Consider the following 26,490-nt stretch of genomic DNA (forward strand, 5'->3'; position numbering starts at 1 on the left):
CAAGGAAGGGCGGGCAGGCGTAGGCGAAAATATCTCCTTTCAAATCAATAAGTCGACACGTTGCTGGTGCGCTGTTGTTGATCTTTGGCACACGTCACAGAGCAAGATGCCGTTGCAGTTCGGGCTTCATTTAAGCCCCGCGAGGCTGTGGGAAATTACACGAGAACGCCTCGGAACTGTTCGATCACGACAGCGCATTTCCATAAACGCCAGATGTCGCGAATGGCATATCCGATCACGTCAGGGGTCCATCTGGCGCTTTAGTTTTTCATTTGAATGTGTTTCCAGCGGGCACAAAAAAGCCCCGGTCTCCCGGGGCCTCTGCTGCTCAGGCGTCTGCCTACGCCTGCCCGGTACGCTCGAAGCGCCTGGCCAGCAACAGGTAAGCGAAGATCCCCAGCACGCCATGGGCGGCCACGAACCAGAGTGCGTTGTGGAACGAGCCGGTGCTGGCGACCACGTAACCGATCACCAGCGGGGTGACGATGCCAGCAATGTTGCCGATGCCGTTGAACACGCCTCCGCACAGGCCGACCATCTTCTTCGGCGCCACATCCGACAGCACCGCCCAGCCCACCGCCGCCAGGCCCTTACCGAAGAAGGCCAGGGTCATCAGGGCGATCACTGCGGCGTTGCCCTCCACATAGTTGGCCAGCACCAGGCTGGTGGACAATGCCATGCCAATCACGAACGGGGTCTTGCGCGCCTTGGACGGGTGCACGCCGCGGCGGATCAGGTAGTCCGAAACGAAGCCGCCGAGAATGCCGCCAGTGAAGCCGCAGATGGCTGGCAGCGCGGCGACCCAGCCGGCTTCCATGATGGACATGCCACGGCCCTTGATCAGGTAGATCGGGAACCAGGTGATGAAGAAGTAGGTGAGCGCGGTGATGCAGTACTGGCCGAGGTACACCGCCCACAGGTTACGGCTGGTGAACAGCTGCGCGATCTCGGCGCGGGTCGGTTTGCTCTTGGCCGTCTTGCGTTCCTTTTCCAGGTCGACCAGGGCGCCGCCCTCGCGCATGTAGTCCAGCTCTTCGCGGCTCAGCCCAGGCGCGCTGTGCGGTTCGTGATATAGGCGGAACCACACCACGCTCAGCGCCAACCCCAGCACGCCCATCCAGATGAACACCTGCTCCCAGCTCAGGCTGTGGGTCATCCACGCCATCAGCGGGGCGAATACCACCACCGCCATGTACTGCGCCGAGTTGAACAAGGCGGAAGCCGTGCCGCGCTCACGGGTGGGGAACCAGCAGCTGACAATGCGCGAGTTGGCCGGGAATGCCGGTGACTCCACCAGGCCAAGCATGAAACGCATGGAGAACAGCGCCACCGCCGCCGACACGCCGGCCAGGCCCAGCCAGCCGACCGTGCCTTGCAGCAGGGTGAACAATGACCAGAGGATCAGGCTGACGCCATACACCCGGCGCGCGCCGAAGCGGTCGAGCAGCCAGCCGCCGGGGACCTGGCCCAGGGCGTAGGCCCAGGCGAAGGCCGAGAAGATCATGCCCAGCATCACCGGGTCCAGGCCCAGGTCTTTCAGGACTTCGGTGCCGGTGATCGACAAGGTGGCGCGGTCGGCGTAGTTGATGACGGTGATGACAAAGATCAACGCCAGGACCAGGAAGCGATGGCGACCGATCCCGGCCACGGCCTGCGGTGCGGCGACGGCGGATTTGCTGTTCATGTGGACCCTCTTGCTTCTCGGTGGAAGCGATTGTTCTTGTGCGGAGAAGGTGTGGCCCTGGGGGCCTTGTGTTGCCTGTGCCGGCCTCTTCGCGGGGCAAGCCCGTTCCTACAGGACTTCACCAGCCTTTGTAGGAGCGGGCTTGCCCCGCGAAGAGGCCCTAAAGGTCGATCACCCGATTCGGCGGCACCTCGCCTCGAAAACAGGCCTCCAGGTTCTGCAAAACCATGCGCCCCATCTCCAACCGGGTCTGCAGCGTGGCGCTGCCGCGATGGGGCTGCAGGGCGACCTGGTTCAGGTCACGCAACGCCGGGGGCACATAGGGCTCATCGACGAACACATCCAGCCCGGCCCCGGCGATACGCTGTTCACGCAATGCCTGGACCAGCGCGTCCTCATCGACCAACTTGCCGCGGGCCACATTGACCAGGTACCCCTCCGGCCCCAGCGCATCGAGCACCTCGGCCGTCACCAGCACCTGGCCGCCATCGGCAGAAGCCGCCACCACCAGCACATCCACCGAGCGCGCCAACTCGACCAGGTCGGCCTCGTAGCGGTAACCGGTTTCCGGCTGCTCATGCCGCCCGTTGTAGGCAATGCACATGTCGAATGCAGCGGCGCGCCGAGCAATAGCCTTACCGACCTCGCCCAGCCCGACGATGCCCAGTTCGATGCCGCTGACCCTGCGCGCCAACGGCAGGTTGACCGTGCCCCACAATCCGTCGCGCACCAGCCGCTCACCCTCGCCCAGGCGGCGCAAGGTGCTGATGATCAGGCCCATGGCCAGGTCGGCCACATCGGCGGTGAGCACGCCCGGGGTGGTGGTGACATGGATGCCGCGGCTGGCCGCGTGGCGCAGGTCCACAGCATCGGTTCCGATACCGCTGATGGCAATGATCTCGAGGGCGGGCAACTGGTCCATCAGCGCGTTCGACAGGCCCTTGGCGCCACCGGTGACCACAGCGCGAATGCGCGGACCAACTTCGGCAAGCAGCTGTTGCGGGTGGTCATGCTGATATAGGCGATGCACGTGATAGGCGCTGACCAACTGGGCATCGATGGCCTCTGGTACGGATTGGGTCAGCAACACGTCGATGGGCTTGTTGTTCATCGTGGGCATCCGGCAGTTCGAAGACATGACTCGATGCTAGGCCCGCATTTGATACAGGTCTAATATAGATGCTGGATCAAATAATTCAGGAATTGAATCATGGAGCTGCACCAGCTGCGCTGCTTCGTGGCCGTCGCCGAAGAGCTGCATTTCGGCCGCGCCGCCACCCGCCTGCACATGACCCAGCCGCCGCTGAGCAGGCAGATCCAGCTGCTGGAACATTCCCTCGGGGTGCTGTTGCTGGAGCGCAACAACCGCCAGGCGCGCCTGACCCTGGCCGGGCAAAGCTTTCTCGAAGATGCCCGGCGCATCCTGCAAATCGCTGAATCAGCCAGCCAGTCAGCGCGGCGTATCGCCCATGGCGAAGCCGGCCGCCTGACCCTGGGCTTCACTGCCGTCGGCGCCTACAGCATGATCCCGCGCTTGCTGGTACACGCCGGGCAGAGCTTGCCGGATATCGAACTGGTGCTCAGTGAGCGCGTGTCGTCCACCCAGGTGCATGACCTGGAAGCCGGGCTGATCGATGTTGGCCTGGTGCGCCAGGTGCTGCCCAGCGCACGCGTCGAATACCTGCCGATCCACCGCGAACCCTTCGTCGCCGCCCTGCCCGCCGGGCATGCGCTGGCGGCACGCGAGCGGCTCAGGCCAAGCGATTTCGATGAGCAGCCGTTCGTGATGTACAGCGCCAACGAAGGGCGCTACTTCCATGACCGCATTGCCAACCTGTTTGCTCGGCATGAGGTGCAGCCGCGGTACCTGCATCAGCTGGGGCAGACGCATTCGATCCTGGGCTTGGTCAATGTCGGGCTGGGCTGTGCGGTGGTGCCAGCTTCGGCGCAGGCGTTGCGCCTGGAGCAGGTGGTGTTCAAGCCGTTGGTGGGGATGGAACAGCAGGCGGAGATCTTTCTGGCGTTTTGCCGGGATAACCCGAACCCGGTACTGGGGGGCTTTGTAGCGATGGCGCGGGCGTTCTTCGAGGCTGAATGACCTGAGCTGCACTGCTTTTTGTGGGAGCGGCCTTGTGTCGCGAAAGGGCTGCAAAGCAGCCCCGGCAATTCATGCATCTGCGCTGGCATCCTGGGGCTGCTTTGCAGCCCTTTCGCGACACAAGGCCGCTCCTACAGGCGCCGGCAGGCCCGATGTTTTAGCGCACCAGGCAAGGCCGCTTGTTGTCGAAACTCCAACCGGGAATCAGGAACTGCATCGCCACGCTGTCATCCCGCGCCCCCAGCCCCATGTTGCGGTAGCACTCATGGGCCTTGGCCAGCTGGTCTTCATCCAGCTCCACCCCCAGCCCCGGCCGCTCCGGCACCCGCACATGGCCGTCAACAATACGCAGCGGCTCACGGGTCAGGCGCTGGCCGTCCTGCCAGATCCAGTGAGTATCGATGGCGGTGATCTCACCCGGCGCCGCCGCAGCCACCTGGGTGAACATCGCCAGCGAAATGTCGAAGTGGTTGTTCGAGTGCGAGCCCCAGGTCAGGCCCCAGTCATTGCACATCTGCGCCACCCGCACCGAACCCTGCAAGGTCCAGAAGTGTGGGTCGGCCAAGGGGATGTCCACCGACTGCAACTGGATCGCATGGCCCATCTGTCGCCAGTCGGTGGCGATCATGTTGGTGGCCGTCGGCAGGCCGGTGGCACGGCGGAACTCGGCCATCACCTCACGGCCCGAGTAGCCGTTCTCGGCACCGCACGGATCTTCGGCGTAGGCCAACACATCATGCTTGTCGCGGCACAGGGCGATGGCTTCTTTCAGCGACCAGGCGCCGTTCGGGTCGAGGGTGATACGCGCTTCAGGGAAGCGTTCGGCCAGGGCCGTCACCGCTTCCATTTCCTCCTCGCCCCGCAACACGCCGCCCTTGAGCTTGAAGTCGCTGAAGCCATAGCGCTGCTTGGCGGCTTCGGCCAGGCGCACCACCGCTTCCGGGGTCAGGGCCTTTTCGTGGCGCAGGCGGAACCAGTCGTCGTCGGCGTCGGCTTCGTTGCGGTAGGCCAGGTCGGTCTGCTGGCGGTCGCCGATATAGAACAGGTAGCCGAGCATCTTCACCGCCTCGCGCTGCTGGCCTTCGCCGAGCAGTGCCGCCATCGGCACATTGAGGTGCTGGCCGAGCAGGTCGAGCAGCGCCGACTCGATGGCCGTCACCGCGTGCACTGTGATGCGCAGGTCGAAGGTCTGCAGGCCGCGGCCGGCGCAGTCGCGGTTGGCGAAGGTCTGGCGCATGGCGTTGAGCACGCGCTGGTAATGGCCGATCGGCTGGCCGACTACCAGGCTGCGGGCGTCCTCCAGGGTCTGGCGAATTTTTTCGCCACCAGGCACTTCGCCAAGGCCGGTGTTGCCGGCACTGTCGCGCAGCACCACGACGTTGCGGGTGAAGTACGGGCCATGGGCGCCACTGAGGTTGAGCAGCATGCTGTCATGGCCAGCCACGGGGATCACGCGCAGTTCGGTCACGACCGGGGTGCTAGTGTGTACGGCGGGATTGGTCTGCATGTTCATGGTTGTTGTCTCGCAGTCATCAGTGGGTCTGGCCCAAGGCCGAAGGCGCCTTGAGGTCGTCAGAAGGAGCGCCCTTCGGGCGAATGCGTACGAAGAAGATGGCGATGGCCGCCAGCACCGAGGTCACGGCCAGGCCATACAACCCGCCCTGGATCGATCCGGTCTGCTGTTCGAGCAGGCCAAAGGTGGTGGGGGCGACGAAGCCGCCGAGGTTGCCGACCGAGTTGATCAGCGCGATCACCGCTGCGGCGATACGGGCGTCCAGGTAGCCTTGCGGAATCGGCCAGAACAGCGACGAGGCCGACTTGAAGCCGATGGCGGCGAAGCACACGGCGACGAAGGCGAACACCGGGCCGCCGGTGGTGGACATGAACATGCCGATGGCGGCGACTACCAAGGCACCGGCCACCCAGGCCTGCTGGAACTTCCAGCGCGTGGAACCGGCGGCGAAGGCATACATGGCGATGATCGAGATCAGCCACGGGATCGAGTTGAAGAAGCCGACCTGCAGGTCGCTGAGGTCGCCCATGCGCTTGATGATGCTTGGCAGCCAGAAGGTGGCGGCGTAGATGGTCAGCTGGATGCAGAAGTAAATCAGGCAGAACAGCACGATCTGGCGGTCCTTGAGCAGGCTCCAGGCCGAAGGCTTCACCGCGCCGACCGCTTCGCGCTCTTGCTGCTCACGGTCGATGGTCGCCACCAGCGCCTCCTGTTCGGCCCGGCTCAACCACTTGGCATCCTGCGGCTTGGAGTCGAGCCAGAAGAACACGAAGAAGCACAGGGCCACCGAGGCCATGCCTTCGATGAACAGCATCCATTGCCAGCCGTGCAGGCCCAGGCCCTGGATCTGCATCAGCGCGCCGGCCAGCGGCCCGGAAATCAGCGATGCCAAGGCTGAACCGCTGAGGAAGATGGCAATCGCCTTGCCGCGCTCGGCGGCCGGCAGCCAGCGGGTGAAGTAGTAGATCACGCCAGGGAAGAAGCCCGCTTCGGCCACGCCCAGCAGGAAGCGCAGCACGTAGAACTGGGTTTCGTTCTGCACGAAGGCCATGGCGGTGGCCACCAGGCCCCAGGTGAACATGATGCGGGTCAGCCACAGCCGCGCGCCGACCTTTTGCAGCAGCATGTTCGAGGGCACCTCGAACAGCGCGTAGCCGATGAAGAACAACCCGGCGCCGAAACCAAAGGCGGCGGCACTGATGCCCAGGTCGCTTTCCAGGTGCGGGCGGACGAAGCCGATGTTGACGCGGTCGAGGTAGTTGACGATGAACATGATGACGAACAGCGGCAGGACGTGGCGCTTGACCTTGGCCACGGCACTGGCCAAGGCGTCGCCTTCATTCCGGGCAGACGGAGCGAGGGTGTCGTTCACTTGTGGATCTCCCACTAATTGTTTTTGTGCGGGTCGAAGTTGTCTGACATGACAGTAGGCAGAGCATATGCGTAGCGAGGTTGTACGACAAGATGCCGAATATCGCCTAATTAGCAAAATACAAGCTTATAAATGGCAGAATTGCATCGATTGTGCCGGGATTGTTTTAAACAGCTCGATACCGTGCAGAGAAAAACCGGGCAGAAAATATTTTATCGGGTTAACTTGTCGTACAAGTTAACCTTATGTGAAATCCACCATGGATACATCCCCAGCCAAACGCAGCCACAGCCGCGCCCATGACCTGGTGTCGAGCCTGACCCAGCAAATCCTGCTAGGTACCTTCAAGCCGGGGGACAAGCTGCCGTCGGAAAACACCCTGGTGCGCGAGCATGGCGTCAGCCGCACTGTAGTCCGCGAAGCGCTGTCGAAGCTGCAGGCCTCAGGCCTGGTGGAACCGCGCCACGGCATCGGCACTTTCGTGATGGAGCGCCAGGGCCAGGCGGGTTTGCGCGTAGGGGCGGAGAATGCGGCGAGCGTGCGCGATCTGCTGGAGCTGCGCATCGGCCTGGAGGGCCAGGCGGCGGCCCTGGCCGCCGTGCGCCGCAGTGATGAGCACCTGGCACGCATGCGCAAGGCGCTGGATGACTACCAGGACCTGGCGGCTGCCGGTGACAGTTGCATCGAGGCAGACCGGCGTTTTCACCTGTTGATCGCCGAAGCCACCGGCAACCTGTATTTCAGCCAGATGATGGCGCAGCTGGGCAACGGCCTTATCCCGCGTAACCGCATGGCCCTGGCCGAACGCGCGGGGGCCAACCTGGCGCGGCATGCTTATTTGGCGAACCTGGAGCACGAGGCGATCCTCAATGCCATCCGCCGGCAGGACCCGGATGCGGCACGGGCGGCGATCTGCCTGCACCTGTCCAACAGCCGGGATCGCCTGCTGCCGCAATAGGGGCTGCTGCGCAGCCCTTCGCGGGCATGCCCGCTCCCACAGGATCACCACAGACCTCAAGCTTGCGGGATACCTGTGGGAGCGGGCGTGCCCGCGAAGAGGCCGGCACAGGCAATCACAAGGCTCGATCCACCAGCACCTGCAATCGCCCCTTCGAACAGCGCTCGACCCGCGCCGCGACGCCATACACCTCAGCCAGCAGCTCAGGCTGCAGCACTTCCCTCGGCGCCCCGCACGCCACCACCCTGCCCCCGCGCAACACCACCAGCCAATCGGCATGGCTGGCCGCCAGGTTGATGTCATGCAACACCGCCACCGCCAGCAACCGATGCGCCACCACCCGCTCGCGCACCGCGCCCATCACCCGCAACTGGTAATGCAGGTCCAGCGCGCTGGTCGGCTCATCGAGCAGCAGCACCTGCGGATTGCGCGCCATCAGCTGCGCCAGCGCCACCAGTTGCCGCTGGCCACCGGACAGGCTGTCGAGCGAGCGCTCGGCCAGCGCCTCGATACCGAGCTGGCGCAATGCCTCGTAGGCGCAGCCAAGCAGGTCATCCGTACGACTCACGCGCAACGCCGCGACAATACTTTCCAGCACCCCAAGGGCAATCCCCGGTGGCAGTTGCTGGGGCATGTAGGCCAGCCGCCGCGAGCGCTCGGCAAAGCTCAGTCGGGTCACGTCCTGGCCATCCAGGCTCAAGCCGCCCTTCATCCGCTCCAGCCCCGCCAGCGCCCGTAGCAAGGTTGATTTGCCCGCGCCATTGGGGCCGACCAGTGCCACCAGGCTGCCGGCCGGCAGCTCCGGTAAGCTCACCCCGTGCAGGATCTGCCGCGCGCCATAGGCGACCGCCACTTCATCGATCACCAGGCTCACAATTTTCTCCCCCGGCGGAACACCAGCAGCACGAACACCGGTACCCCGACCAACGCCGTGACGATGCCCACCGGCACGATCACCCCGGGCAAGATCAGCTTGCTGGCAAGCGACGACAACGACAGCATCAATGCCCCCACCAGCGCACTGGCCGGCAGTAGAAAGCGCTGGTCCTCACCAACCAGCAAGCGGGCGATATGCGGCCCGACCAGGCCGACGAAACCGATGGTGCCGACAAACGCCACCGCCGTCGCCGACAACAGACTGATGCGCAGCAGCGAGGCAAAGCGCAGGCGCCGGGTGTCCACGCCAAAGCTGCGCGCGCGGTCCTCGCCCATGCGCAACAGGGTCATGGCCGGCGCGGCACGCAGCGAGAACGGCAACAGCAGCGACAGCACCAGGGCGAGGATGCCGAGTTTCTGCCAGTCGGATCGGGCCAGGCTGCCCAAGGTCCAGAACACCAGTTGCTGCAGCACGTCCTCGGTGGCCAGCAACTGCAGCAGCGAGACCAGCGCATTGCAGCTGAACACCAGGGCGATGCCGAACAGCACCAGGCTCTCCACCCCTGCGCCACGCAAGCGCGACATGGTCTGCAGCAACACCACCGACAGGCAGGCGAAGACGAAGGCCATCACCGTCACCTGCACACTCGGCGCCAGCCAGGCGATACCCAGTGGATAGGCGATCGCCAGCGATGCACCGAGCGCCGCCGATGACGACACGCCGAGGGTGAAGGGGCTGGCCAGCGGGTTGTCGAGGATCGCCTGCATCTCGGCGCCAGCGAGCGCCAATGCCGCGCCCACCAGCACCGCCATCAGCGAGTAAGGCAGGCGCACGTTCCAGATGATCACCCGCTCGGTGGCGCTCAACGTTGCCGGGTCGAAGATGCCCTGCAGCAGTTGCCCCAGGCCCATGCCCGAGGCACCGCTGGCCAGGTCTCCGAGCACCGACAGCAGCAGCAACAGCGCCAGCGCGAATACCAGCAAGGCCCGCCGCCAGAGCAGGCGGCGGTAATGCCAGGCCGCGAGTGCCGCGCCCTCCTGCGCCAGCGCGGTCACTTGGCGTCGACCCAGTACTGGCCGTCCAGGCCTACCTTGAGCATGCGGTTGATTTCACCCAGGGTGGCCTGTGGATCGACATCCGCGAAGCGCTCGGGATGCACCCAACGCGCCATGGCCTCGATCGCGAGGATGTTGAACGGCGAGTTGTAGAAGTCATGCCACAGGCCGTGGGACTGCCCGGCCTGGATCGGCCGCAGCGGCGCGAACTCGGGGCGTGCGGTGATCTTCGCCAGGCTCTGGCGGGCGGTCTCGGTGGATACGCCCGCCCCCAGCAGCACGCCCGGCGCACGGTTGCCGGTGGCGATGTAAACGTCCGGGTCGGCTTGCAATACATATTCGACACTGACGTCGCCCAACGCGCCCGGCACCACGTCGGCGCCGATGTTGTGCCCGCCGACCGCCTCGACCACGCTGCCCAGGCCGCTCTTGCCGGTGGTATGTCCCGGTGCCTGCCACACGCCCGCCAGCAGTTCGAGAAACACTTTCGGCCGCTCACCGGGCTGTAGCGAGGCCACACTGTCGGTGATGTGCTTGAGGTGGCGGTCGTACAGACTCAGGTATTCCTGAGCCTGCTGTTCACGCCCGAGCAGGGTACCCAGCGCCTGCATGCTGACCCGGGTGTTACGGATCGGGTGCACGCGGAAGTCGACGAACAGCACCGGTACCCCGGCCTTTTCCAGCAGGTCGGCCACCGGGCTGTGCTGGGTCGGGCCTTCGCCAGCGATGCTGAAGATCGCCAGGTCCGGCTTGAGCGCAAGGATCTGCTCGGCACTGACGCTTTGCTCGGAGGCTTGGCCGATCAATGGCAGCTTGGCGACCTGCGGGTACAGCTTGGCGTAGACGTCGTAGGTGTGCGGATCGAGCAGGCGCATGTCGTTCTGCCAGCCGACCACACGTTGGAACGGGTTGTCGCGGTCGAGCAAGGCCAAGGCGAAGAACAACCGCCCTTCGCCAAGTACGACTCGCTGCGGCGCATGATCGACTTCGACCTTGCGCCCGAGTACGTCAGTAACTTGCAGGGCACTGGCAGTTTGCGCAAAGCCGGCAGCAGCAGCCAGCAGAACGAGGGCAGGCAGCAAACGCTGCCGGATACGGGAAAGGAAGCACATCGGGGGAATCCTCTTGAAGAGAATCAGTCGCATCTGAAGCGAGGCATTCTAGCCAGCCGCTTTCCCCTACTGATGTGCGCAAATGTATTGGCTTGTCGGGCGCCCGTTACAGTTTTACCAGGTCAGGCAGATCTTGCCGAAATGCCGGTTGCTCTCCTGATAGCGGAACGCTTCGACGATCTGCTCCAGCTCGAAATGCTTGTCCACCACCGGCCGCAAGCCGTTGGCATCGATCGCCCGCACCATCGCCTGCTGCTGCGCACGACTGCCCACCAGCACACCTTGCAGGCGGATCTGCCGCACCAGTGCCTGCACCAGCGGCAACTGCCCGGCCACGCCGGTAAGAATGCCGATCAGCGACACGTGCCCACCGATGCGCGCGGCGATCATCGACTGCTCCAGAGTCGCCGGCCCGCCCACTTCGATCACATGATCGACGCCGCGATTGCCCGTGAGCTCACGCGCCTTCTCGCCCCAGGCCGGGGTGCTCTTGTAGTTGATCAGGTGGTCGGCGCCGAGGGCTTTCAGGCGTTCGAGCTTGGCGTCACTGGACGACGTGGCGATGACCGTGGCACCCGCCAGCTTGGCGAACTGCAGGGCGAAGATCGACACACCGCCGGTGCCCTGCACCAGCACCGTGTCACCCGGCTTGAGGTGGTCATCGCTCATCAAGGTGCGCCAGGCGGTAAGGCCCGCCGTAGTCAGGGTCGCGGCCTCGGCATGGCTGAAGCCTTGGGGTGCCAGAGTGAACGAGGTGGCCGCAGCCGTGACCTGTTCGCGGGCATAACCATCGATGCCGTCACCGGGCACCCGGCCAAAGCCTTCGACATTGGCCTGGCCATCGATCCAGTCGGGGAAGAAGGTGCTGACGACGTTGTCGCCGACCTTGAATTCACTCACACCCGCACCGACCGCGATCACTTCGCCGGCACCGTCGGCCATGGGAATACGCCGCTCGCTGGGGCCCCACATGCCGCTGACCACGGCGAAGTCGTGATAGTTGAGGGAGCTGGCATGCAGCTGCACGGTGATCTCGCCGGCCTTGGGCGCTGGGGCCTCGCTGGTGCCGACTTCGACCTTGTCGTAGCCGCCGCCGGGTTGCACATAGATGGCCTTGCTGGTCATGAGTGAGGCTCCATTCAGGGAAAGACAGGGGTTCAGCATAGCCAGTACCGGCCCTTTCGCGGGACAAGCCCGGTATCGTACAGAGTCCGAGCCTGCGGTAATCCTCTAGGAGCGGGCTTGCCCCGCGAAGAGGCCAACACAGGCAACACAGATTTCAGCCCAGCATCACCCGCAACGCCCGGCAATCCGCCGCATGCCAGTCCACCAGTTCAGGCCACGGGTTATCCGGCAGATTGACCAGTACCGTGCGCGCCCCTGCCGCCCGCCCGCAGTCCAGGTCAAAGCGGTAATCCCCAACCATCACCAACTCGTTGGGTGCCACACCCCAGGCGCTGGCAATCTTCAACAGCCCATCCGGGCTTGGCTTGGGCTCTGCCTCATCGCGCCCGAGAATGTGCTCGACCGCAAAGCAGTCCGCCAGGCCGATTGCCTCAAGCGTCACATGCGCCAGCTCCCGCGCATTGCGGGTAAGGATGCCCAGGCGGCAGCCACGCTCGGCCAGCTCACGCACCAGCTCCACCGCCCCGGTGGCCGCTGTCGAGGCAATCGCCAGGTCGCGTTCATGTTCCAGCAGCCAGGCATGCTTGGCCGCCGCTTCCGCCGCCGGCAGCGCCGCCAGGTGGGTGAGAATGTCGTGCTCGGCCGGGATATCCAGGGCGACGCGGATAGCGGCGAAGTCGTGCACTGCCACAGTCAGGGTGCCGTCCATGTCGAACACCCAGTTGCGGATTTCGCCCAGGCTCATGCCCAGTCCTTACGGTGGCGAATCAGGCCTTCCTGGGTCGACGACGCCACCAGCTGGCCGGCGCGGTTGAAGATGCTGCCGCGGCAGAAGCCACGGGCATTGCCGGCCCACGGGCTATCGGTGGCGTACAGCAACCACTCATCGGCGCGCAGGTTGCGGTGGAACCACAGCGAATGGTCGAGGCTGGCGATCTGCATGTCGCGCTGCCACACCGACTTGCCATGGGGCAGCAGCGAGGTGGTCAGCAGGCCGAAATCGGAGGCGTATGCGAGCAGGTACTTGTGCAGTGCAGGTACGTCCGGGAGCGTCCCGTCGGCGCGGAACCAGGCGTACTTCACCGGGTCGCCGGGCTGGGGGTTGAACGGGTCGCGCTCGGTCACCGGGCGGATCTCGATCGGCTTGGCGCACAGCACCTTGTCGCGGATACGCTCTGGCAGCTTGTCGGCATGGGCACTGGCCAGCTCGACTTCGGTCGGCAGGTTTTCCGGGCCGACCACGTCGGGCATCTGCACCTGGTGCTCGAAGCCTTCCTCGTCGTACTGGAACGACGCGCTGCAGGTGAAGATCGGCTGGCCCTTCTGGATCGCCGTCACTCGCCGGGTGCTGAAGCTGCCGCCGTCACGCACGCGGTCGACCGAATAGACCACCGGCAGGCTGGCATCGCCAGGGCGCAGGAAGTAACCGTGCAACGAATGCACATGGCGCGCATCCTCGACCGTCTGGCTGGCGGCCGACAGCGACTGGCCCAGCACCTGGCCACCGTACAGCTGGCGGAAGCCCAGGTCCTGGCTGCGGCCACGGAACAGGTTCTCCTCGATCGACTCGAGGCTCAACAGGTCGACCAGGTCGTCCAACACATGACTCATCGGGGGTTCTCCTTGTAGGAGCGAGCTTGCTCGCGATGCGCCGCATGAGCGGCGCTCGGTTTCACAGGCGCTGAACATCTTTCGGCGAGCACCTTGCAGATCTTGTAGATAGAGAAATGATACAGGGTTTGTCATCAACGCCGTGCATGGCGGCTCATTCAGTGCGCAGGGTCTGCTCCCAATGCGCGCGGTCAATGCGGTACAGCACATGGGGGCGCAACGGGTGGCCGATGGGTAGCCGGGGGTGGTCGAAGCTGCCATTGACGTCCTGGACCATGCCGATGGCCTGCATGACTTTCTGCGACGGCAAGTTGCTCTCGCTAGTGAACGACACCACCTCCTCCACGCGCAATTGGGCGAAAGCACAACGCAGGCAGGTCCATGCCGCCTCGCTGGCAAACCCAAGGCCCCAGTGGCGCCGGGCCAGGCGCCAGCCAATCTCCACCGCCGGTGCGAACGGCGCGTCGAAATTGACATTGAGCAGCCCCGTCATGCCGATGAAAGCGCCGCTGTCCTTTCGCTCCAAGGCCCACAGGCCGAAGCCGTATTCGTTGAAGTGGCCACGAATCCTGCCGATCAGCGCCGCCGCTTCCAGACGTGTCATCGGCGCCGGGAAATAACGCATCACCTGCGGGTCGGCACACAGCGCAGCGAACTCGCGCAGGTCGTCATCGCGCCATTGGCGCAACACCAGGCGTGCGCTTTCCAGGTGGAGGATAGGTGTCATGGGACTAGCTCCGGTTCTGCGCTGTGGCACTTAACAGCGTAGGCGCGGGCAGGTTTTTCACGCAACCGGCGGCGCCCAGAATGCAATTTTCACAACCCCTTCACCAGCCCCCGACAGACGGCTGAGCACAATACCGCCACACCACCGCCGCGCCATTGGAGTGACGCATGCAGCCGAGCAACACTTTGGGCCATCCCGCCATCCACGCCCGTCGCAAGCGACGCATGTCACGCAAAGCCCTCGGTGCCGCTCTTGGCCTGTGCATGGTCATCGCGGCGGTGACCACCTGGCTGGCGACGAGGACCCATATCGTGGACCTTGGCAACGAACAGCAGTTGAGTGAAAGCGGCCTCCTGCAAGACTGGGCCGATGGTGCGGTAATCGTGATGATCCGCCATGCCGAGCGGTGCGACAGCGCACCCGGCCCGTGCCTGAATGACCCCACCGGTATCACCGTGGCCGGCAGCGAGGCCGCCACGCGGGTCGGCCAAGGCTTGAAGCAACTGGGCCTGAGCAATGCCGATGTGCTCGCCAGCCCCAAAGTGCGTACCCAGCAGACCGCGCACTTCATCCTTGGCCAGTCCGTAGCAAGCGAAGGCTGGCTGGAAAGCTGCGACAACCAGTTCGCCAGTGAAGCGCTGGCCCGCAAGCGTGCAGGGCACAACCTGGTGCTGGTGACCCACAATGGCTGCATCGACCATTTCGCCCGCCAGCAGCGGGTGGCCGGTGGTGAGCGCGAGAGCAACTATGCCAGCGCGCTGTTCGTCTCGGTGGACGCCAACGGCAAGGCGCGAATCCTTGGACGCTTGAACGAGCCAGACTGGCAACGCGTATTGGCCAGCGCGGGGAAATAACTGGCAAGATCAGCGCTGGCCCCGATTGCGAAGTCCCCATGCCGTTGCCGCTGATCTACCACGAAGACTACAGCCCGGAATTCCCCGCCGAGCACCGCTTTCCCATGGACAAGTTCCGCTTGCTGCGCGACCACCTGGTCGACAGCGGGTTGACCACCGACCAGGCCCTGCTGCGCCCGGACATCTGCCCCAACGATATCCTCGCCCTGGCCCATGACCGCAGCTACATCGAGCGCTACATGAACGGCGAGCTGTCCCGCGAGGACCAGCGCCGCCTCGGCCTGCCCTGGAGCGAAGCCCTGGCCCGGCGTACCGTGCGCGCGGTGGGCGGCTCGCTGCTGACCGCCGAAATGGCGCTGCAGCATGGCATCGCCTGCCACCTCGCCGGCGGCACCCACCACGCCCACTACGACCACCCGGCCGGCTTCTGCATCTTCAATGACCTGGCAGTGATCAGCCGCTACCTGCTTGAGGCCGGCCGCGTACACCGGGTGCTGATCTTCGACTGCGATGTGCACCAGGGCGACGGCACGGCACGCATCCTCCACGACACCCCGGACGCCATCACCGTGTCCCTGCACTGCGAGCAGAACTTCCCGGCACGCAAGGCCCACAGTGACTGGGACATTCCCCTGCCACGCGGCATGGGCGACACGGCTTACCTGAAGGTGGTGGAAGATGCGCTGAACTACCTGCTGCCGCTGTATCAACCCGACCTGGTGCTGTACGACGCCGGCGTCGATGTGCACAAGGACGATGCCCTGGGCTACCTGCAACTCACCGACCAGGGCCTGGCAGCGCGTGACGAGTTGGTGATGCGCCACTGCCTGGGCCGCGATATCCCGGTGGTCGGGGTGATCGGTGGCGGCTACAGCAAGGACCGCGAAGCCCTGGCCAGGCGCCACGGCATTCTTCACCACAGTGCGGCACGGGTAATCGGTTGTTCACAATGACTGTGGAGCCGCTTGTGGATAACCTGCGAGAAAGGCGCTACAGCCCTTTGCCTACGTGGCCTGCAGAATATTGATCATTTTTTGTTCAGTGCTTAGGTTGGCCCGGCTGCGCTAGAATGTGCCGTCTTTTCCACAGCCTGCTGCCTACCATGTCTGAAAAATCCCCCGCTTCCCCTCCCCTGGCCGTTGTTATCGGCGGCGGCCCTGCCGGCCTGATGGCTGCAGAAGCCATGGCCCAGGCGGGCCTGGCGGTGGAAGTGTTCGACGCCATGCCATCGGTGGGCCGCAAGTTCCTGCTGGCCGGCGTCGGTGGCATGAACATCACCCACTCGGAAGCTTATCCACAGTTCGTTTCCCGCTATGCCGAGCGGCAGAGCGAGATCGACGGGTTGCTGCGCGACTTCGATGCCGATGCGCTGCGCCAGTGGATTCACGGGCTGGGTATCGAAACCTTCGTCGGTACTTCGGGCCGGGTTTTCCCCACCGACATGAAAGCTGCTCCGCTGCTGCGCGCCTGGCTGAAGCGCCTGCGTGAGATCGGTGTAGTTATCCACACCCGCCATCGCTGGCTGGGCTGGAACGCCGATGGTAGCTTGCGAATCGCTTATCCACAGGGTGAACTGCAGGTCAAGGCCGACACCGTGGTGCTGGCCCTCGGCGGCGCCAGCTGGGCCAGGCTGGGCTCCGATGGTGCTTGGCAGCCATTGCTGGCCGAGCGCACTGTGGATATCTCGCCGCTGCGGCCGAGCAACTGTGGTTTCGAGGTCGAAGGCTGGAGCCCAGTGCTTGTGGACAAGTTTGCGGGGGCACCGCTGAAGAACATTGCCCTGAGCGTGCCGGGCATGGCGCCGCGCAAGGGCGAGTTCATCCTCACCGCACAGGGCGTCGAGGGCAGCCTGGTTTATGCATGGTCGGCGCAGCTGCGCCAGGCCATCGAGCATCAAGGGCAGGCCAGGCTGTTCCTTGACCTGCTGCCGGACAAGCCTGTGGATAAGATTGCCCAGGCGCTGGCCAAACCACGCGGGTCGCGGTCGATGGCCAAGCATCTGCACAGCCAGTTGGGGATCGATGGGGTCAAGGCGGGGTTGCTGCGGGAGCTGACGGATCAGGCGACCTTTGCCGATCCTCAGGCGTTGGCACGGGCGGTCAAGGCCTTGCCGATCACGCTGGTTCGCACGCGTCCGCTGGACGAAGCGATCAGCAGTGCCGGTGGCGTGCGTTTCGAAGGGCTGGATGAAGGGTTGATGGTTCGCCGGATGCCGGGGGTATTCTGTGCTGGCGAAATGCTGGACTGGGAGGCGCCGACCGGGGGGTATCTGCTGACGGCGTGTTTTGCCAGTGGATTGCGGGCGGGGCGTTCAGCAGTGGATTGGCTGACGCGGTCTGCCTGATCGATTGCCGGGGCTGCTTCGCAGCCCCAGGGATCTCAAGGCTTACGCTTGCGCGGCCCGCCGTTGAAGCTCGGTACCTTGCGCACAGCCTTCACCGATGGCTCTGCTGCCCCCGCTTCGGCACTGTCCATCCAGCGCCCCAACCCGCGCTTGGCGCTGTTCTCTTTCGGTTTCTTGGGCTTCTTCGGCTTCTTCACAACCTGGCCACTGGCATCGGTCATCGGTACCCGATGCTCGGGGATGAAGTCCGGCTCCTCGTGACGTGGCAGGGTCTGCCGGGTCAGCATTTCGATCGCCGACAACATCTGCACCTCATCGGCACACACCAGCGAGATCGCCTCGCCCTTGTTGCCAGCCCGACCGGTCCGGCCAATACGATGCACATAATCCTCGGCCACGATCGGCAGGTCGAGGTTGACCACCAGCGGCAGGTCGTCGATATCCAGGCCACGGGCCGCGACGTCGGTTGCCACCAGCACCTGGATTTCCCGCGCCTTGAAACTGTCCAGCGCGCGCTGGCGGGTGGCCTGCGGGCGGTCGCCGTGGATGCCGTCGGCATTGACACCTTCAGCCAGCAAGCGCTCGACCAGCTGATCGACGCCATTGCGGGTCTTGGCGAATACCAGCACCTGCTTCCAGCGCTGCTTGCGCAGCAGGTGCATGAACAAGTCGGTCTTGCGCTTCTTGTCCACAGGCACCAGCCACTGCTTGACCGTGGTCGCCGCAGCGTTGCGCGGGCTGACTTCAATGCTCAGCGGGTCGTTCAGGGCAAGGCCCGCGAGCATGCGGATCTGCTCGGAGAACGTGGCGGAGAACAGCAGCGTCTGACGCTTGCGCGGCAAGGCGGCGTAGACCGACTGCAGCTCCTCTGCAAAGCCCAGGTCGAGCATGCGGTCGGCTTCGTCGAGCACAAGGGTCTGTACCTGGTTGAACTTCACCGCGTTCTGACGGAACAGGTCGAGCAAGCGACCGGGCGTCGCCACCAGCAGGTCGACGCCACGGCGCAGGCGCATCATCTGCGGGTTGATGCTGACCCCACCGTACACCGCGTAGGTGCTTAGCGGCAGGTTCTCGGCATACTCGCGCACGTTGTTGTGCACCTGCTCGGCCAGCTCGCGGGTGGGCACCAGTACCAGCGCACGGATCGAGTTGCTGGCAACCTTCTCACCTTCCAACGCCAGGCGTTGCAGCACTGGCAGGGCGAAACCGGCGGTCTTGCCGGTGCCGGTCTGGGCTGCGGCCATCAGGTCACGGCCGGCCAGCACGGCAGGGATGGCCTTGGCCTGGACCGGGGTCGGGGTGGTGTAGTCCAGCTGCTGCAAGGTGCGCAGCAGCGGTTCGATCAGGCCGAGTTGGGCGAAATTCATGGCAATACCGTCAGGGGGTTCAGCGAAGGCGGCAAGTTTAACGCATCGCCCCTGGCTACTTGCAGATTTCGCCCTTCAGCGGCTGTTCGGGCGCCTTGCGCCACTGCGGCAGACCGATCAGCACCACGGCGCCGATGATCACCGCCATGGCCAGGCATTCTTCTGCGCCAATCTCTTCGCCGGCGAAGAGGATGCCCAGCAGCACCGCCACCGCCGGGTTGACGTAGGCATAACTGGTGGCCGCGGCCGGGCGCACGTTCTTGAGCAGGTACATGTAGGCACTGAAGGCGAGGATCGAACCGAACAGCACCAGATAGGCCAGCGCACCCCAGCCAGCCGCAGTCGGCATCTGCGTCATGCGCTCACCAGAGACCACACTGCCCAGCAGCAACACCGCACCGCCGACCAGCATCTCGGCAGCGCTGGCCATCGGCCCTTGGGGCAGCGGCAGGCTTTTGCTCCAAACCGAACCGAATGCCCACGACGCCGCCGCGAACAGGATCAGCGCCGCGCCGATGGGGCTGGCCTGCAGGTTCGAGCCGAGGTTGAGCAGACCGATGCCGAGCAGGCCAAGGAAGATTCCGGCCCATTCCAGGCGCGAGTTGCGGTGGCCGAACAGCAACCCAAAGACCAGGGTGAACAGTGGCACGGTGGCCACTGCCAACGCCGCCACACCCGATGCCACGCCAGCATGCTCGGCTACGGTCACACCACCGTTGCCGCAGCTGAGCAGCAGAAAGCCGATAGCACCTGCAGCACGCCATTGTGGCCAGGTCGGTGCCGGTACCCCGCGCCAGCGCAGGAAGCCGTACAGCAAAGCGCCCGCGATCAGAAAGCGCACCCCCGCCATCAACATCGGCGGCCATGACTCGACGCCGATGCGGATGAACAGGTAAGTGGAACCCCAGACCAGGTACAAGGCCAGAAAGGCGCCGACGAGCAGCAGCGGAAAGCGACGGGAGGCAGGCATGGCAGACAACTCAGAAATCCGTTTTCGGGTGACCGAGTTTAAGGCTCTGCTTCAGTAAACATAAGTTACAAAACAGCGCGAAATGAGCGGCACACTTTTGGTGCGCGCTTCAGGCGAACCTGGCCAGAATTTCGCGAACCTTCGCCGCAGGCGTTTTCTGCAGGCGACAGAGGAGCTCGTGGGAAAGTTGCTGAACGCCGTGGCTCTGGCGTAGCACGCCCGCCAGATGCTGCAGCAGGTTGGCGGCCATCTCCGCGTCGGCCATCGCCCGGTGTGCGGTACCGGTATCCGGCAGGCCGGCCCAACGGGTCAGGGTGCCCAGCTTGTGGTTCGGCGCCGCCGGCAGCAGGCGCCGTGACAGTAGCAGGGAACAGGCGAAGGACTGGCGACGGATGCGGCCGATGCGGCTCAGTTCGTAATCCCAGAACTTCTGGTCGAAGGCGGCGTTGTGCGCCAGCAATGGGGTATCACCGACGAATTCGGCCACTTCGTTCATCACCGTGTCCACCGGTGGTGCCGTGCGCAGCATGGCGGTGGTGATGCCGGTCAGCCCGGCGACGAAGGCAGGCACCGGCACACCGGCATTCATCAGGCTCTGATAGCGCTCGACGATGCGCCCGCGTTCCAGCATCACCACCGCCACCTCGGTGGCACGGCAGCCGGCACCGGGGGAAATACCGGTGGTTTCAAAGTCGATGACAGCAATACGTTCCATGAAAAACCTTAGTGCTTGAGCAACAGCGCGCCCTCGATGGGCACATAACGGGTGGCGGCGCGAATCAGCGACAACGCGGTGAGGCCTGGGACGCCGTAGACCACCGCCTCGGTGCCGTGGCGCTGGATGACGCGCTCCAGCAGCAGGTCGAAGTCACCGTCACCGGAGGCCAGCACCACCTGGTCGACACGGCTGGCCGCATCGATCACGTCAAGGGTAATGCCCACGTCCCAGTCGCCCTTGGCCGAACCGTCGCTGCGCTGGATAAACGGTTTCAGGCGTACGTCGAAACCGAGGTTGCGCAGGATCTGCTGGAATTGCTGCTGCTTGCTGTCACCGCGGTCGATGGCATAGGCCACGGCCTCGACGATCTCACCTTCGCGGCTGACGTCCTTCCACAGTGCGGTGTAGTTGAAGTGGCAGCCATGGGCCTGGCGCACGGTGTAGTAGAGGTTCTGCACATCGGCGAACAGCGCGATCTTTTTCACCACATACCCTCGACATGAAAAGGGGCGCAAAGCGCCCCTTCGGAAATGCCAGCAGTATGCCAGACCGGTCAGACGAACGTATCGTCATCCGAGAAGAAGCCACCGTCATCGCTGCCATAGTCGGTGTCGGCAAAACCACCCTGGTCATTGCCCCAGCCACCGTTGTCGGCTACCTGCTGCTGCCCGCCCTGGTCATTCCAGCCGCCGTTATCACTGGCCGGTGCCGGTTCTTCCTTGATCACCTCGACCACCTCTTCAGGCTGCGAGTGGTGGTTGAACAGGCTGCTTATGCCTTGCGCCAGCAACACGCCACCGGCGACGCCCGCAGCAGTCTGCATTGCGCCGCCAAGGAAGCTGCTGGCACCGCTGCGCGACGGCGCGGCGCCAAAGCCGGCCTGTTGCGGTTGTGCCTGTGCTTGCATTTGCGGCTGCGGCTGGGAGAAGCCCGGCGCACTCGGCTCGCGCCAACCTCCACCCGAGGCTACCGGCGCACTTGGGCGCTGCGGTTGAACCGGCTCCGGATTGCGCGCTCCGGCACCGAAGATGCTTGACAGGAACCCACCCCCGCCATTGCCACTGCTGGCACGGGTCGCGTCGAGCTGGGCCCGGGCTTGCTTCAGCTCGGCCTCCAGCTGCTTGTTCTGCTCGTCCAGTTGCTTGATCGCGGCTTCCTGAACCAGGATTGCCTGGGTCATGTAATAAGGCGCTGCCGGCTGCTGGCGCACATGCTCCTCGATCCGTGCCTGCGCCTGCGCATCACGCGGCTGGCTCGGGTCTTCGGCTTGCTTGATGCGGCCGAACAGGCCGTCGATCAGGGTTTGTTCATCAGTGTTCATTGGGCTACCTCATGGGCTAGCAGGACATCGGACATGGCAAAGATGGGGCGCACGGGCTGCGGATTCAATCACCACGCGGGTGAAACTTTTTTCAGCAAGTGACAGCTCTGGGCTAAAGTTAGGCCCCTGCTTTTACTGCCTTGCGATGTTGACTGATGAATCCGCTGAGCGTTCTGCGCGACTCCCTGTACTTCTTCCGCCGCCACCTGGCCAGCATCATCTCGCTGTGCCTGCCGCTGGTGGTGCTCGAAGCCCTCATTACCCAACTGCTGTATCGCCAGCTGGGCGACCAGGCCTCGCCGGCCTACGGCATGCTGATCAGCCTGTTGTTCTACCCGCTGTACAGCGCGGCGCTGATTCTCTACCTGGATACCCGCAGCAACGGCCAGGAGATCGCCAAACGGGACCTGTTTGCCCGCGCCGTGCAGCTGTGGCCGCAGCTGGCCCTGCTGATCACGATCAGCTCGCTGCTGATCATGGCCGGCCTGGCGCTACTGGTCTTCCCGGGCGTGTGGATCATGATCAACCTGGTGTTCGCCGAATACCTGCTGGTGCTGCGTGGCCTGCCCGTGGTGCAGTCGATGCGCGAAAGTGCGCGCATGACCACCGGGCACTTCATGCGCATCATGATCTGCGTGGTGGGCGTGCTGGCGCCGATCTGGCTGATCGACGGCCTGCTGCTGATGGCCATCCCCGAGCCCTCGCCAGCAGCCGAACTGGCCATGGACAGCCTGAGCGGCTTCCTGCAGCTGTTCAGTACGGTGGTGCTGTATCGCCTGTTCATGTTGCTGGAAGCAGAAAGCTGAACAGCGTCCTCCCGCCCCTCAAGTACCGCGTGGCTTGGCCCGCGCGGTAGCCTCGGCCACCAGGGGGTCATCCGGCCAGTAGTGCTTGGGATAGCGCCCCTTCAAGTCCTTCTTCACTTCGGCATAGGTCGTGCGCCAGAAGTTGGCCAGGTCCTGGGTCACCTGCACTGGCCGGCGCGCTGGCGACAACAGGTGCAGCTTCACCTGCTGGCGTCCCTGGGCAATACGCGGGGTATCCGCCAGGCCGAACAGCTCCTGCAGGCGCACGGCGAGGATCGGCGGGTTTTCGCTGTAGTCCAGGCGGATGTTCGAGCCGGACGGCACCGCCAGATGTGCCGGGGCCCATTCGTCCAGGCGTTGCGGCAATGGCCAGGGCAGCAGGTTGCGCAAGATCGATGACAGGTCCAGCGCGGCGAAGTGGCTCAGGCGTGAGACCTTGCCCAGGTAGGGCTGCAGCCAATCCTCCAGAGTCGCCAGCAGCGCCTCGTCACCCAGGTCGGGCCACTCGCTCTGCCCCTCCTTGTCCAGATCCAGCTGACGCAATAGCGCCACCCGCGCTTGCCATTGGCGCAGTTCCGGGGTCCAGGTCAGCAGGTTCAGGCCCTTGCGCCGTACCAGGCCAAGCAGCGCCTTGGCGCGGGCTTCGTCATCCAGGCCGGGCAATGGTTCGCGGCCCAGCACCAGCTCGCCGACCTTGGTCTGGCGTTCGGCACGCAGCACCTGCTCGCGCTCGTCCCAGTCGAGGATATCGACGCGCTGGACCTGCTCTGCCAGCACATCATCAAGCAGCGCCGGGTCGAACTCGGCGGCCAGGTAGATGCGCTCTTCCCGCTGGCCCTGGCGGCTACCGAGGTCGGCGATCACCAGCCACGGGCATTTCATCAACGCATCGACCTCGGCGAACAAGGCGGCACGGCCATTGGCCAAGCGATATTCAGCGCCACCCTCGCGACGCTGCAGGGCAACCCGGTCGGGATAGGCCAGCGCCAGCAAGGCGCCAAGCCAGCGCGGATGGTCGGGGTCGGCAACCGCCGCAGCGGCCTTGCCGCGCAACAAGCCACGGTATTGCCGGGCGAGTTGCCGTGCACGCTGCACGCCGCCTTGGCCACCTCGGCTGGCCTTGCCTTCACCACTGACCAGCGTCAGGCGGCTGTGCAGGTCGGCACCACCACCGCGCTGGATGTCGCGCTCACCCAGCAAGGCGGCAACATCGCAGGCCATCGTCGCCAGGCCAAGGTCCTGGCCGCGCAGCAGCAGGTGGGCGATGCGTGGGTGAGCCGGCAGCTCGGCCATGGCCTGGCCGTGGTCGCTGAGGTTGTCACGGCTGCCCGGCTTGAACGCGCCCAGCCGCGCCAGCAAGTCCTGGGCCTGGGAGAAGGCAGCTGCCGGCGGCTGGTCTAGCCAGCGCAGCTGGTCGGGGGTAACACCCCAGCGAGCAAGCTGCAGGGCCAGGCCAGCGAGGTCGGCCTGGAGGATCTCGGCGCTGCCGTGGGCGGCCAACTGGTCATGCTGGGCTTCGGACCACAGGCGGTAGCACACCCCGGGCTCCAGGCGCCCTGCCCGGCCGGCGCGCTGGGTGGCGCTGGCACGGGAGATACGCTGGGTGTCCAGGCGGGTCATGCCGCTACCCGGATCGAAACGTGGCACGCGCGCCAAGCCGGCATCGATGACTACGCGCACGCCGTCGATGGTCAGGCTGGTTTCGGCAATGTTGGTGGCCAGCACCACCTTGCGCAGGCCCTTGGTCGGCGGGTCGATGGCGGCGCGTTGGGCATTGAGGTCCAGTTCGCCGTGCAGCGGGCACAGCAGTACATCCGGCTGCTCACCCAAGGCATCCTGAAGGCTTTGATGCACGCGGCGGATCTCGGCCTGGCCGGGCAGGAATACCAGCACGCTGCCGGGTTGTTCGGCCAATGCCAGCAACACGTTGTCCACAACTCGCGGTTCGATGAACTCGCCCGGCTGGAATGGCCGGCCCCAGCGAATATCCACCGGGTGCATGCGGCCTTCGCTGCTCACCACCGGCGCGTCGCCCAGCAGCCGCGACAGGCGCTCGCCTTCCAGGGTTGCCGACATCAGCAGGATTTTCAGCGCAGGGTCGTCACGCAGCAGTTCGCGGCCATTGAGGCTCAAAGCCAAGGCCAGGTCGGCATCCAGGCTGCGTTCGTGAAATTCATCGAAGATCAGCAGCCCCACGCCGTCGAGTGCCGGATCGGCCTGCAAACGGCGCGTGAGGATGCCTTCGGTGACCACCTCGATACGCGTGTTCGGCCCGACCTTGCTGTCCAGGCGGATGCGATAGCCCACGGTTTCACCGACCTTTTCACCCAGCTCGCTGGCCAGGCGCTCGGCCGCCGCCCGCGCAGCCAGGCGGCGCGGTTCTAGCATGAGGATGGTCTGCCCGGCCAGCCACGGCTCGTTGAGCAGCGCCAGCGGCACGCGGGTGGTCTTGCCCGCACCGGGGGGCGCCTCGAGTACGGCTTCGTCGCGGTTTAGCAGGGCTTCGCGCAAGGCGGGCAAGACAGCATCGATGGGTAAAGAAATCATGGTGGTCCTCGAACAGTCTGGCGAGTATAACGGCGAACCCAGCCTGCTCTATCATGGTCTTAGCTTCAGGTGCTGGCGCTTCGCTTGCCCTGCTGAATACTTTTCGGAGATTTACATGCGCATCCCATCCCGCGTCATTGGTGGCGCCCTGATCGTCACCCTGCTGACCCAGCTGACGGCCTGCGGCACCATCTTCTATCCCGAACGCCGTGGCCAGATCGGCGGCAAGATCGACCCCGTGGTTGCCGCGATGGACGCCATCGGCATCCTGTTCTATGTGATCCCGGGCCTGATCGCCTTTGGCATCGACTTCGCCACGGGCGCCATCTACTACAAGGGCGGGCACACGGCCCAGGTCGACCCGGTAAAACTGCGTGATGCCGTAAGCCCCGATGGCAAGGTCGACAACCTCAAGCTGCAAGCCATTCTCGAAAGCGAACTGGGCCAGCGCCTGCCGCTGGATGACCCACGGCTGATCCAGCACCGCGGCAGCGTCGAACAGCTGGCGACTCTGGGCCTGGTACCTGCGGCCTGATTCTCACAAGGACATCACCCTGGGCATGATTACCCCGGCCGAACACCAACGCCTGCTGCGCCTGGCCACCCGCGCCTCACTGGCGGTGGCCAGCATTCTGGTCATAAGCAAGGCCGTCGCCTGGTGGCTGAGTGGCTCGGTCAGTCTGCTGGCCGGGTTGACCGACTCGGCACTGGACGCCGTCGCCTCGTTCCTCAACCTGCTCGCCGTGCATTACGCCCTGCGCCCGGCCGATGACGACCATCGTTTCGGCCACGGCAAGGCCGAGGCTCTCGCGGGCATGGCCCAGGCCCTGTTCATCGGGGTCAGCGCGGTGTTGATCGGGATACAGGCTGTCGAGCGCCTGAAAGCACCCGAGCCGCTGGGTGACACGGCCATCGGCATCGCCGTGATGCTGCTGTCGCTGGCGCTGACCGTGGCCTTGCTGGCATTGCAGCGCAAGGTCATTCGCCTGACCGGCTCCACTGCGGTGCGCGCCGACTCACTGCATTACCGCTCCGACCTGCTGCTCAACGGCAGCATCCTGCTCGCCCTGCTGCTGGCACGCTTCGGCTGGCCGCAGCTGGATGCGCTGTTCGGTCTCGGCATCGCGTTCTACATCCTCTGGAGTGCCCTGCAGATCGCCCGCGAAAGCACGGCGATCCTGATGGACAAGGAATTGCCCGGTGACATTGGCGAAGGGATGGTCGAACTGGTCCTGGGCATTCCCGGCGTGCAAGGCGTGCATGACCTGCGCACGCGGGTGTCGGGCAACCAGTGGTTCGTGCAACTGCACCTTGAGCTGCCGGGCCAACTGCCACTGATTGAGGCCCACGACCTGTGCGTGCAGGCTTCGGCAGTCATCCGCCAGCGTTATCCACGGGCGGATGTGATGGTGCATGCCGACCCGGTGTGAA

At 64.8% G+C, this 26,490-nt stretch carries 25 protein-coding genes; 8 read left to right on the plus strand and 17 right to left on the minus strand.

Features of this window, described 5'->3' with window-relative positions; all coding sequences use genetic code 11:
• Positions 1-340: 340 nt before the first annotated feature.
• Together ACLEJU_RS10340 and ACLEJU_RS10345 are read right to left on the minus strand one after the other, a co-directional pair.
• Complete coding sequence (locus ACLEJU_RS10340; protein WP_435422973.1) at positions 341-1,684, minus strand: MFS transporter; 1,344 nt, start codon at positions 1,682-1,684, stop codon at positions 341-343.
• A 160-nt stretch (positions 1,685-1,844) separates the two neighbouring features.
• Positions 1,845-2,795 carry a 2-hydroxyacid dehydrogenase gene (locus tag ACLEJU_RS10345; RefSeq protein WP_435422974.1) on the minus strand — a complete coding sequence of 317 codons (951 nt, stop codon included), beginning with the start codon at positions 2,793-2,795 and terminating at the stop codon, positions 1,845-1,847.
• 99 nt (positions 2,796-2,894) lie between these two features.
• Here ACLEJU_RS10345 and ACLEJU_RS10350 point away from each other — a divergent pair, with 99 nt between their 5' ends.
• A complete protein-coding gene (locus ACLEJU_RS10350) occupies positions 2,895-3,782 on the plus strand; it encodes a LysR substrate-binding domain-containing protein (RefSeq protein WP_435422975.1) in 888 nt (295 codons plus the stop codon).
• A 157-nt stretch (positions 3,783-3,939) separates the two neighbouring features.
• On the opposite strand, the gene gudD is transcribed toward ACLEJU_RS10350, so the two are convergent.
• Together gudD and ACLEJU_RS10360 are read right to left on the minus strand one after the other, a co-directional pair.
• Positions 3,940-5,295: a glucarate dehydratase gene (gene gudD / locus ACLEJU_RS10355; protein ID WP_435422976.1), complete on the minus strand. Its 1,356-nt coding sequence runs from the start codon at positions 5,293-5,295 to the stop codon at positions 3,940-3,942.
• 19 nt (positions 5,296-5,314) lie between these two features.
• Positions 5,315-6,667 (minus strand): MFS transporter, encoded by a 1,353-nt coding sequence (locus ACLEJU_RS10360; RefSeq protein ID WP_435422977.1) that lies wholly within the window; start codon positions 6,665-6,667, stop codon positions 5,315-5,317.
• Between the two features lie 259 nt (positions 6,668-6,926).
• Between ACLEJU_RS10360 and ACLEJU_RS10365 the strand changes: the two genes are divergently transcribed.
• On the plus strand, positions 6,927-7,625 hold the full coding sequence (locus tag ACLEJU_RS10365) for a FadR/GntR family transcriptional regulator (RefSeq protein WP_435422978.1): 699 nt from the start codon (positions 6,927-6,929) through the stop codon (positions 7,623-7,625).
• A gap of 115 nt (positions 7,626-7,740) precedes the next feature.
• Here ACLEJU_RS10365 and ACLEJU_RS10370 read toward each other — a convergent pair whose 3' ends face one another.
• The 7 genes from ACLEJU_RS10370 to ACLEJU_RS10400 form a co-directional block, all read right to left on the minus strand.
• Positions 7,741-8,499, minus strand: a complete 759-nt coding sequence (locus ACLEJU_RS10370; protein WP_435422979.1) for an ABC transporter ATP-binding protein — start codon at positions 8,497-8,499, stop codon at positions 7,741-7,743.
• Positions 8,496-9,557: a FecCD family ABC transporter permease gene (locus tag ACLEJU_RS10375; RefSeq protein WP_435422980.1), complete on the minus strand. Its 1,062-nt coding sequence runs from the start codon at positions 9,555-9,557 to the stop codon at positions 8,496-8,498. The genes ACLEJU_RS10370 and ACLEJU_RS10375 overlap by 4 nt, the downstream gene beginning before the upstream one ends.
• A complete protein-coding gene (locus tag ACLEJU_RS10380) occupies positions 9,554-10,669 on the minus strand; it encodes an ABC transporter substrate-binding protein (RefSeq protein ID WP_435422981.1) in 1,116 nt (371 codons plus the stop codon). Before ACLEJU_RS10380 ends, ACLEJU_RS10375 begins: the two co-directional genes overlap by 4 nt.
• A 114-nt stretch (positions 10,670-10,783) precedes the next feature.
• On the minus strand, positions 10,784-11,794 hold the full coding sequence (locus tag ACLEJU_RS10385) for a zinc-dependent alcohol dehydrogenase family protein (RefSeq protein WP_435422982.1): 1,011 nt from the start codon (positions 11,792-11,794) through the stop codon (positions 10,784-10,786).
• 154 nt (positions 11,795-11,948) lie between these two features.
• Positions 11,949-12,539, minus strand: coding sequence for an HAD family hydrolase (locus ACLEJU_RS10390; protein WP_435422983.1), 591 nt, complete (start codon positions 12,537-12,539; stop codon positions 11,949-11,951).
• On the minus strand, positions 12,536-13,405 hold the full coding sequence (gene tesB, locus ACLEJU_RS10395) for an acyl-CoA thioesterase II (RefSeq protein ID WP_027917732.1): 870 nt from the start codon (positions 13,403-13,405) through the stop codon (positions 12,536-12,538). The genes ACLEJU_RS10390 and tesB overlap by 4 nt, the downstream gene beginning before the upstream one ends.
• A gap of 154 nt (positions 13,406-13,559) precedes the next feature.
• Complete coding sequence (locus tag ACLEJU_RS10400; RefSeq protein WP_435422984.1) at positions 13,560-14,132, minus strand: GNAT family N-acetyltransferase; 573 nt, start codon at positions 14,130-14,132, stop codon at positions 13,560-13,562.
• Positions 14,133-14,299: 167 nt separating this feature from the next.
• On the opposite strand from ACLEJU_RS10400, the gene ACLEJU_RS10405 reads away from it, so the two are divergent.
• The 3 genes from ACLEJU_RS10405 (at position 14,300) to ACLEJU_RS10415 (ending at position 17,330) form a co-directional block, all read left to right on the plus strand.
• A complete protein-coding gene (locus ACLEJU_RS10405) occupies positions 14,300-14,986 on the plus strand; it encodes a histidine phosphatase family protein (RefSeq protein WP_435422985.1) in 687 nt (228 codons plus the stop codon).
• Between the two features lie 38 nt (positions 14,987-15,024).
• The gene (locus ACLEJU_RS10410) at positions 15,025-15,939 is read left to right on the plus strand and encodes a histone deacetylase family protein (protein WP_435422986.1); all 915 of its coding nucleotides are present in this window, start codon (positions 15,025-15,027) and stop codon (positions 15,937-15,939) included.
• A 149-nt stretch (positions 15,940-16,088) separates the two neighbouring features.
• A complete protein-coding gene (locus ACLEJU_RS10415; RefSeq protein ID WP_435422987.1) occupies positions 16,089-17,330 on the plus strand; it encodes a TIGR03862 family flavoprotein in 1,242 nt (413 codons plus the stop codon).
• Between the two features lie 35 nt (positions 17,331-17,365).
• On the opposite strand, the gene ACLEJU_RS10420 is transcribed toward ACLEJU_RS10415, so the two are convergent.
• The 5 genes from ACLEJU_RS10420 to ACLEJU_RS10440 all read right to left on the minus strand — a co-directional run bounded on the left by ACLEJU_RS10420 (position 17,366) and on the right by ACLEJU_RS10440 (position 21,706).
• Positions 17,366-18,697 carry a DEAD/DEAH box helicase gene (locus ACLEJU_RS10420; protein ID WP_435422988.1) on the minus strand — a complete coding sequence of 444 codons (1,332 nt, stop codon included), beginning with the start codon at positions 18,695-18,697 and terminating at the stop codon, positions 17,366-17,368.
• A gap of 55 nt (positions 18,698-18,752) precedes the next feature.
• On the minus strand, positions 18,753-19,667 hold the full coding sequence (gene yedA, locus ACLEJU_RS10425) for a drug/metabolite exporter YedA (protein WP_435422989.1): 915 nt from the start codon (positions 19,665-19,667) through the stop codon (positions 18,753-18,755).
• Positions 19,668-19,776: 109 nt separating this feature from the next.
• Positions 19,777-20,382, minus strand: coding sequence for a 3'-5' exonuclease (locus ACLEJU_RS10430; protein ID WP_435422990.1), 606 nt, complete (start codon positions 20,380-20,382; stop codon positions 19,777-19,779).
• Positions 20,383-20,390: 8 nt separating this feature from the next.
• Positions 20,391-20,870, minus strand: coding sequence for a LabA-like NYN domain-containing protein (locus ACLEJU_RS10435; protein WP_027917740.1), 480 nt, complete (start codon positions 20,868-20,870; stop codon positions 20,391-20,393).
• A gap of 68 nt (positions 20,871-20,938) precedes the next feature.
• On the minus strand, positions 20,939-21,706 hold the full coding sequence (locus tag ACLEJU_RS10440) for a DUF2076 domain-containing protein (protein ID WP_435422991.1): 768 nt from the start codon (positions 21,704-21,706) through the stop codon (positions 20,939-20,941).
• 155 nt (positions 21,707-21,861) lie between these two features.
• On the opposite strand from ACLEJU_RS10440, the gene ACLEJU_RS10445 reads away from it, so the two are divergent.
• On the plus strand, positions 21,862-22,512 hold the full coding sequence (locus tag ACLEJU_RS10445; RefSeq protein WP_435422992.1) for a YciC family protein: 651 nt from the start codon (positions 21,862-21,864) through the stop codon (positions 22,510-22,512).
• 18 nt (positions 22,513-22,530) lie between these two features.
• Here the strand turns inward: ACLEJU_RS10445 and hrpB are convergent, their stop codons facing one another.
• A complete protein-coding gene (gene hrpB, locus ACLEJU_RS10450) occupies positions 22,531-25,059 on the minus strand; it encodes an ATP-dependent helicase HrpB (RefSeq protein ID WP_435422993.1) in 2,529 nt (842 codons plus the stop codon).
• Between the two features lie 115 nt (positions 25,060-25,174).
• Between hrpB and ACLEJU_RS10455 the strand changes: the two genes are divergently transcribed.
• Positions 25,175-25,594, plus strand: coding sequence for a polyribonucleotide nucleotidyltransferase (locus ACLEJU_RS10455; RefSeq protein ID WP_435422994.1), 420 nt, complete (start codon positions 25,175-25,177; stop codon positions 25,592-25,594).
• Positions 25,595-25,619: 25 nt separating this feature from the next.
• Positions 25,620-26,489 (plus strand): cation diffusion facilitator family transporter, encoded by an 870-nt coding sequence (locus ACLEJU_RS10460; protein ID WP_435422995.1) that lies wholly within the window; start codon positions 25,620-25,622, stop codon positions 26,487-26,489.
• Position 26,490 lies beyond the last annotated feature (1 nt).

It is taken from the genome of Pseudomonas sp. SMN11 (assembly GCF_052041945.1).
GTDB lineage: Bacteria > Pseudomonadota > Gammaproteobacteria > Pseudomonadales > Pseudomonadaceae > Aquipseudomonas.

What these genes read in the sequence shown, in the direction of transcription:
- ACLEJU_RS10380 (WP_435422981.1), bottom strand. Translation starts at nt 10,669, where the DNA reads ATGTGCTTCCTTTCCCGTATCCGGCAGCGTTTGCTGCCTGCCCTCGTT.
- ACLEJU_RS10390 (WP_435422983.1), bottom strand. Translation starts at nt 12,539, where the DNA reads ATGAGCCTGGGCGAAATCCGCAACTGGGTGTTCGACATGGACGGCACC.
- ACLEJU_RS10410 (WP_435422986.1), top strand. Translation starts at nt 15,025, where the DNA reads ATGCCGTTGCCGCTGATCTACCACGAAGACTACAGCCCGGAATTCCCC.
- ACLEJU_RS10405 (WP_435422985.1), top strand. Translation starts at nt 14,300, where the DNA reads ATGCAGCCGAGCAACACTTTGGGCCATCCCGCCATCCACGCCCGTCGC.
- ACLEJU_RS10345 (WP_435422974.1), bottom strand. Translation starts at nt 2,795, where the DNA reads ATGAACAACAAGCCCATCGACGTGTTGCTGACCCAATCCGTACCAGAG.
- ACLEJU_RS10440 (WP_435422991.1), bottom strand. Translation starts at nt 21,706, where the DNA reads ATGAACACTGATGAACAAACCCTGATCGACGGCCTGTTCGGCCGCATC.
- yedA (WP_435422989.1), bottom strand. Translation starts at nt 19,667, where the DNA reads ATGCCTGCCTCCCGTCGCTTTCCGCTGCTGCTCGTCGGCGCCTTTCTG.
- ACLEJU_RS10430 (WP_435422990.1), bottom strand. Translation starts at nt 20,382, where the DNA reads ATGGAACGTATTGCTGTCATCGACTTTGAAACCACCGGTATTTCCCCC.
- ACLEJU_RS10455 (WP_435422994.1), top strand. Translation starts at nt 25,175, where the DNA reads ATGCGCATCCCATCCCGCGTCATTGGTGGCGCCCTGATCGTCACCCTG.
- ACLEJU_RS10365 (WP_435422978.1), top strand. Translation starts at nt 6,927, where the DNA reads ATGGATACATCCCCAGCCAAACGCAGCCACAGCCGCGCCCATGACCTG.
- ACLEJU_RS10460 (WP_435422995.1), top strand. Translation starts at nt 25,620, where the DNA reads ATGATTACCCCGGCCGAACACCAACGCCTGCTGCGCCTGGCCACCCGC.
- ACLEJU_RS10420 (WP_435422988.1), bottom strand. Translation starts at nt 18,697, where the DNA reads ATGAATTTCGCCCAACTCGGCCTGATCGAACCGCTGCTGCGCACCTTG.
- ACLEJU_RS10400 (WP_435422984.1), bottom strand. Translation starts at nt 14,132, where the DNA reads ATGACACCTATCCTCCACCTGGAAAGCGCACGCCTGGTGTTGCGCCAA.
- gudD (WP_435422976.1), bottom strand. Translation starts at nt 5,295, where the DNA reads ATGAACATGCAGACCAATCCCGCCGTACACACTAGCACCCCGGTCGTG.
- ACLEJU_RS10385 (WP_435422982.1), bottom strand. Translation starts at nt 11,794, where the DNA reads ATGACCAGCAAGGCCATCTATGTGCAACCCGGCGGCGGCTACGACAAG.
- ACLEJU_RS10415 (WP_435422987.1), top strand. Translation starts at nt 16,089, where the DNA reads ATGTCTGAAAAATCCCCCGCTTCCCCTCCCCTGGCCGTTGTTATCGGC.
- hrpB (WP_435422993.1), bottom strand. Translation starts at nt 25,059, where the DNA reads ATGATTTCTTTACCCATCGATGCTGTCTTGCCCGCCTTGCGCGAAGCC.
- ACLEJU_RS10350 (WP_435422975.1), top strand. Translation starts at nt 2,895, where the DNA reads ATGGAGCTGCACCAGCTGCGCTGCTTCGTGGCCGTCGCCGAAGAGCTG.
- ACLEJU_RS10340 (WP_435422973.1), bottom strand. Translation starts at nt 1,684, where the DNA reads ATGAACAGCAAATCCGCCGTCGCCGCACCGCAGGCCGTGGCCGGGATC.
- tesB (WP_027917732.1), bottom strand. Translation starts at nt 13,405, where the DNA reads ATGAGTCATGTGTTGGACGACCTGGTCGACCTGTTGAGCCTCGAGTCG.
- ACLEJU_RS10445 (WP_435422992.1), top strand. Translation starts at nt 21,862, where the DNA reads ATGAATCCGCTGAGCGTTCTGCGCGACTCCCTGTACTTCTTCCGCCGC.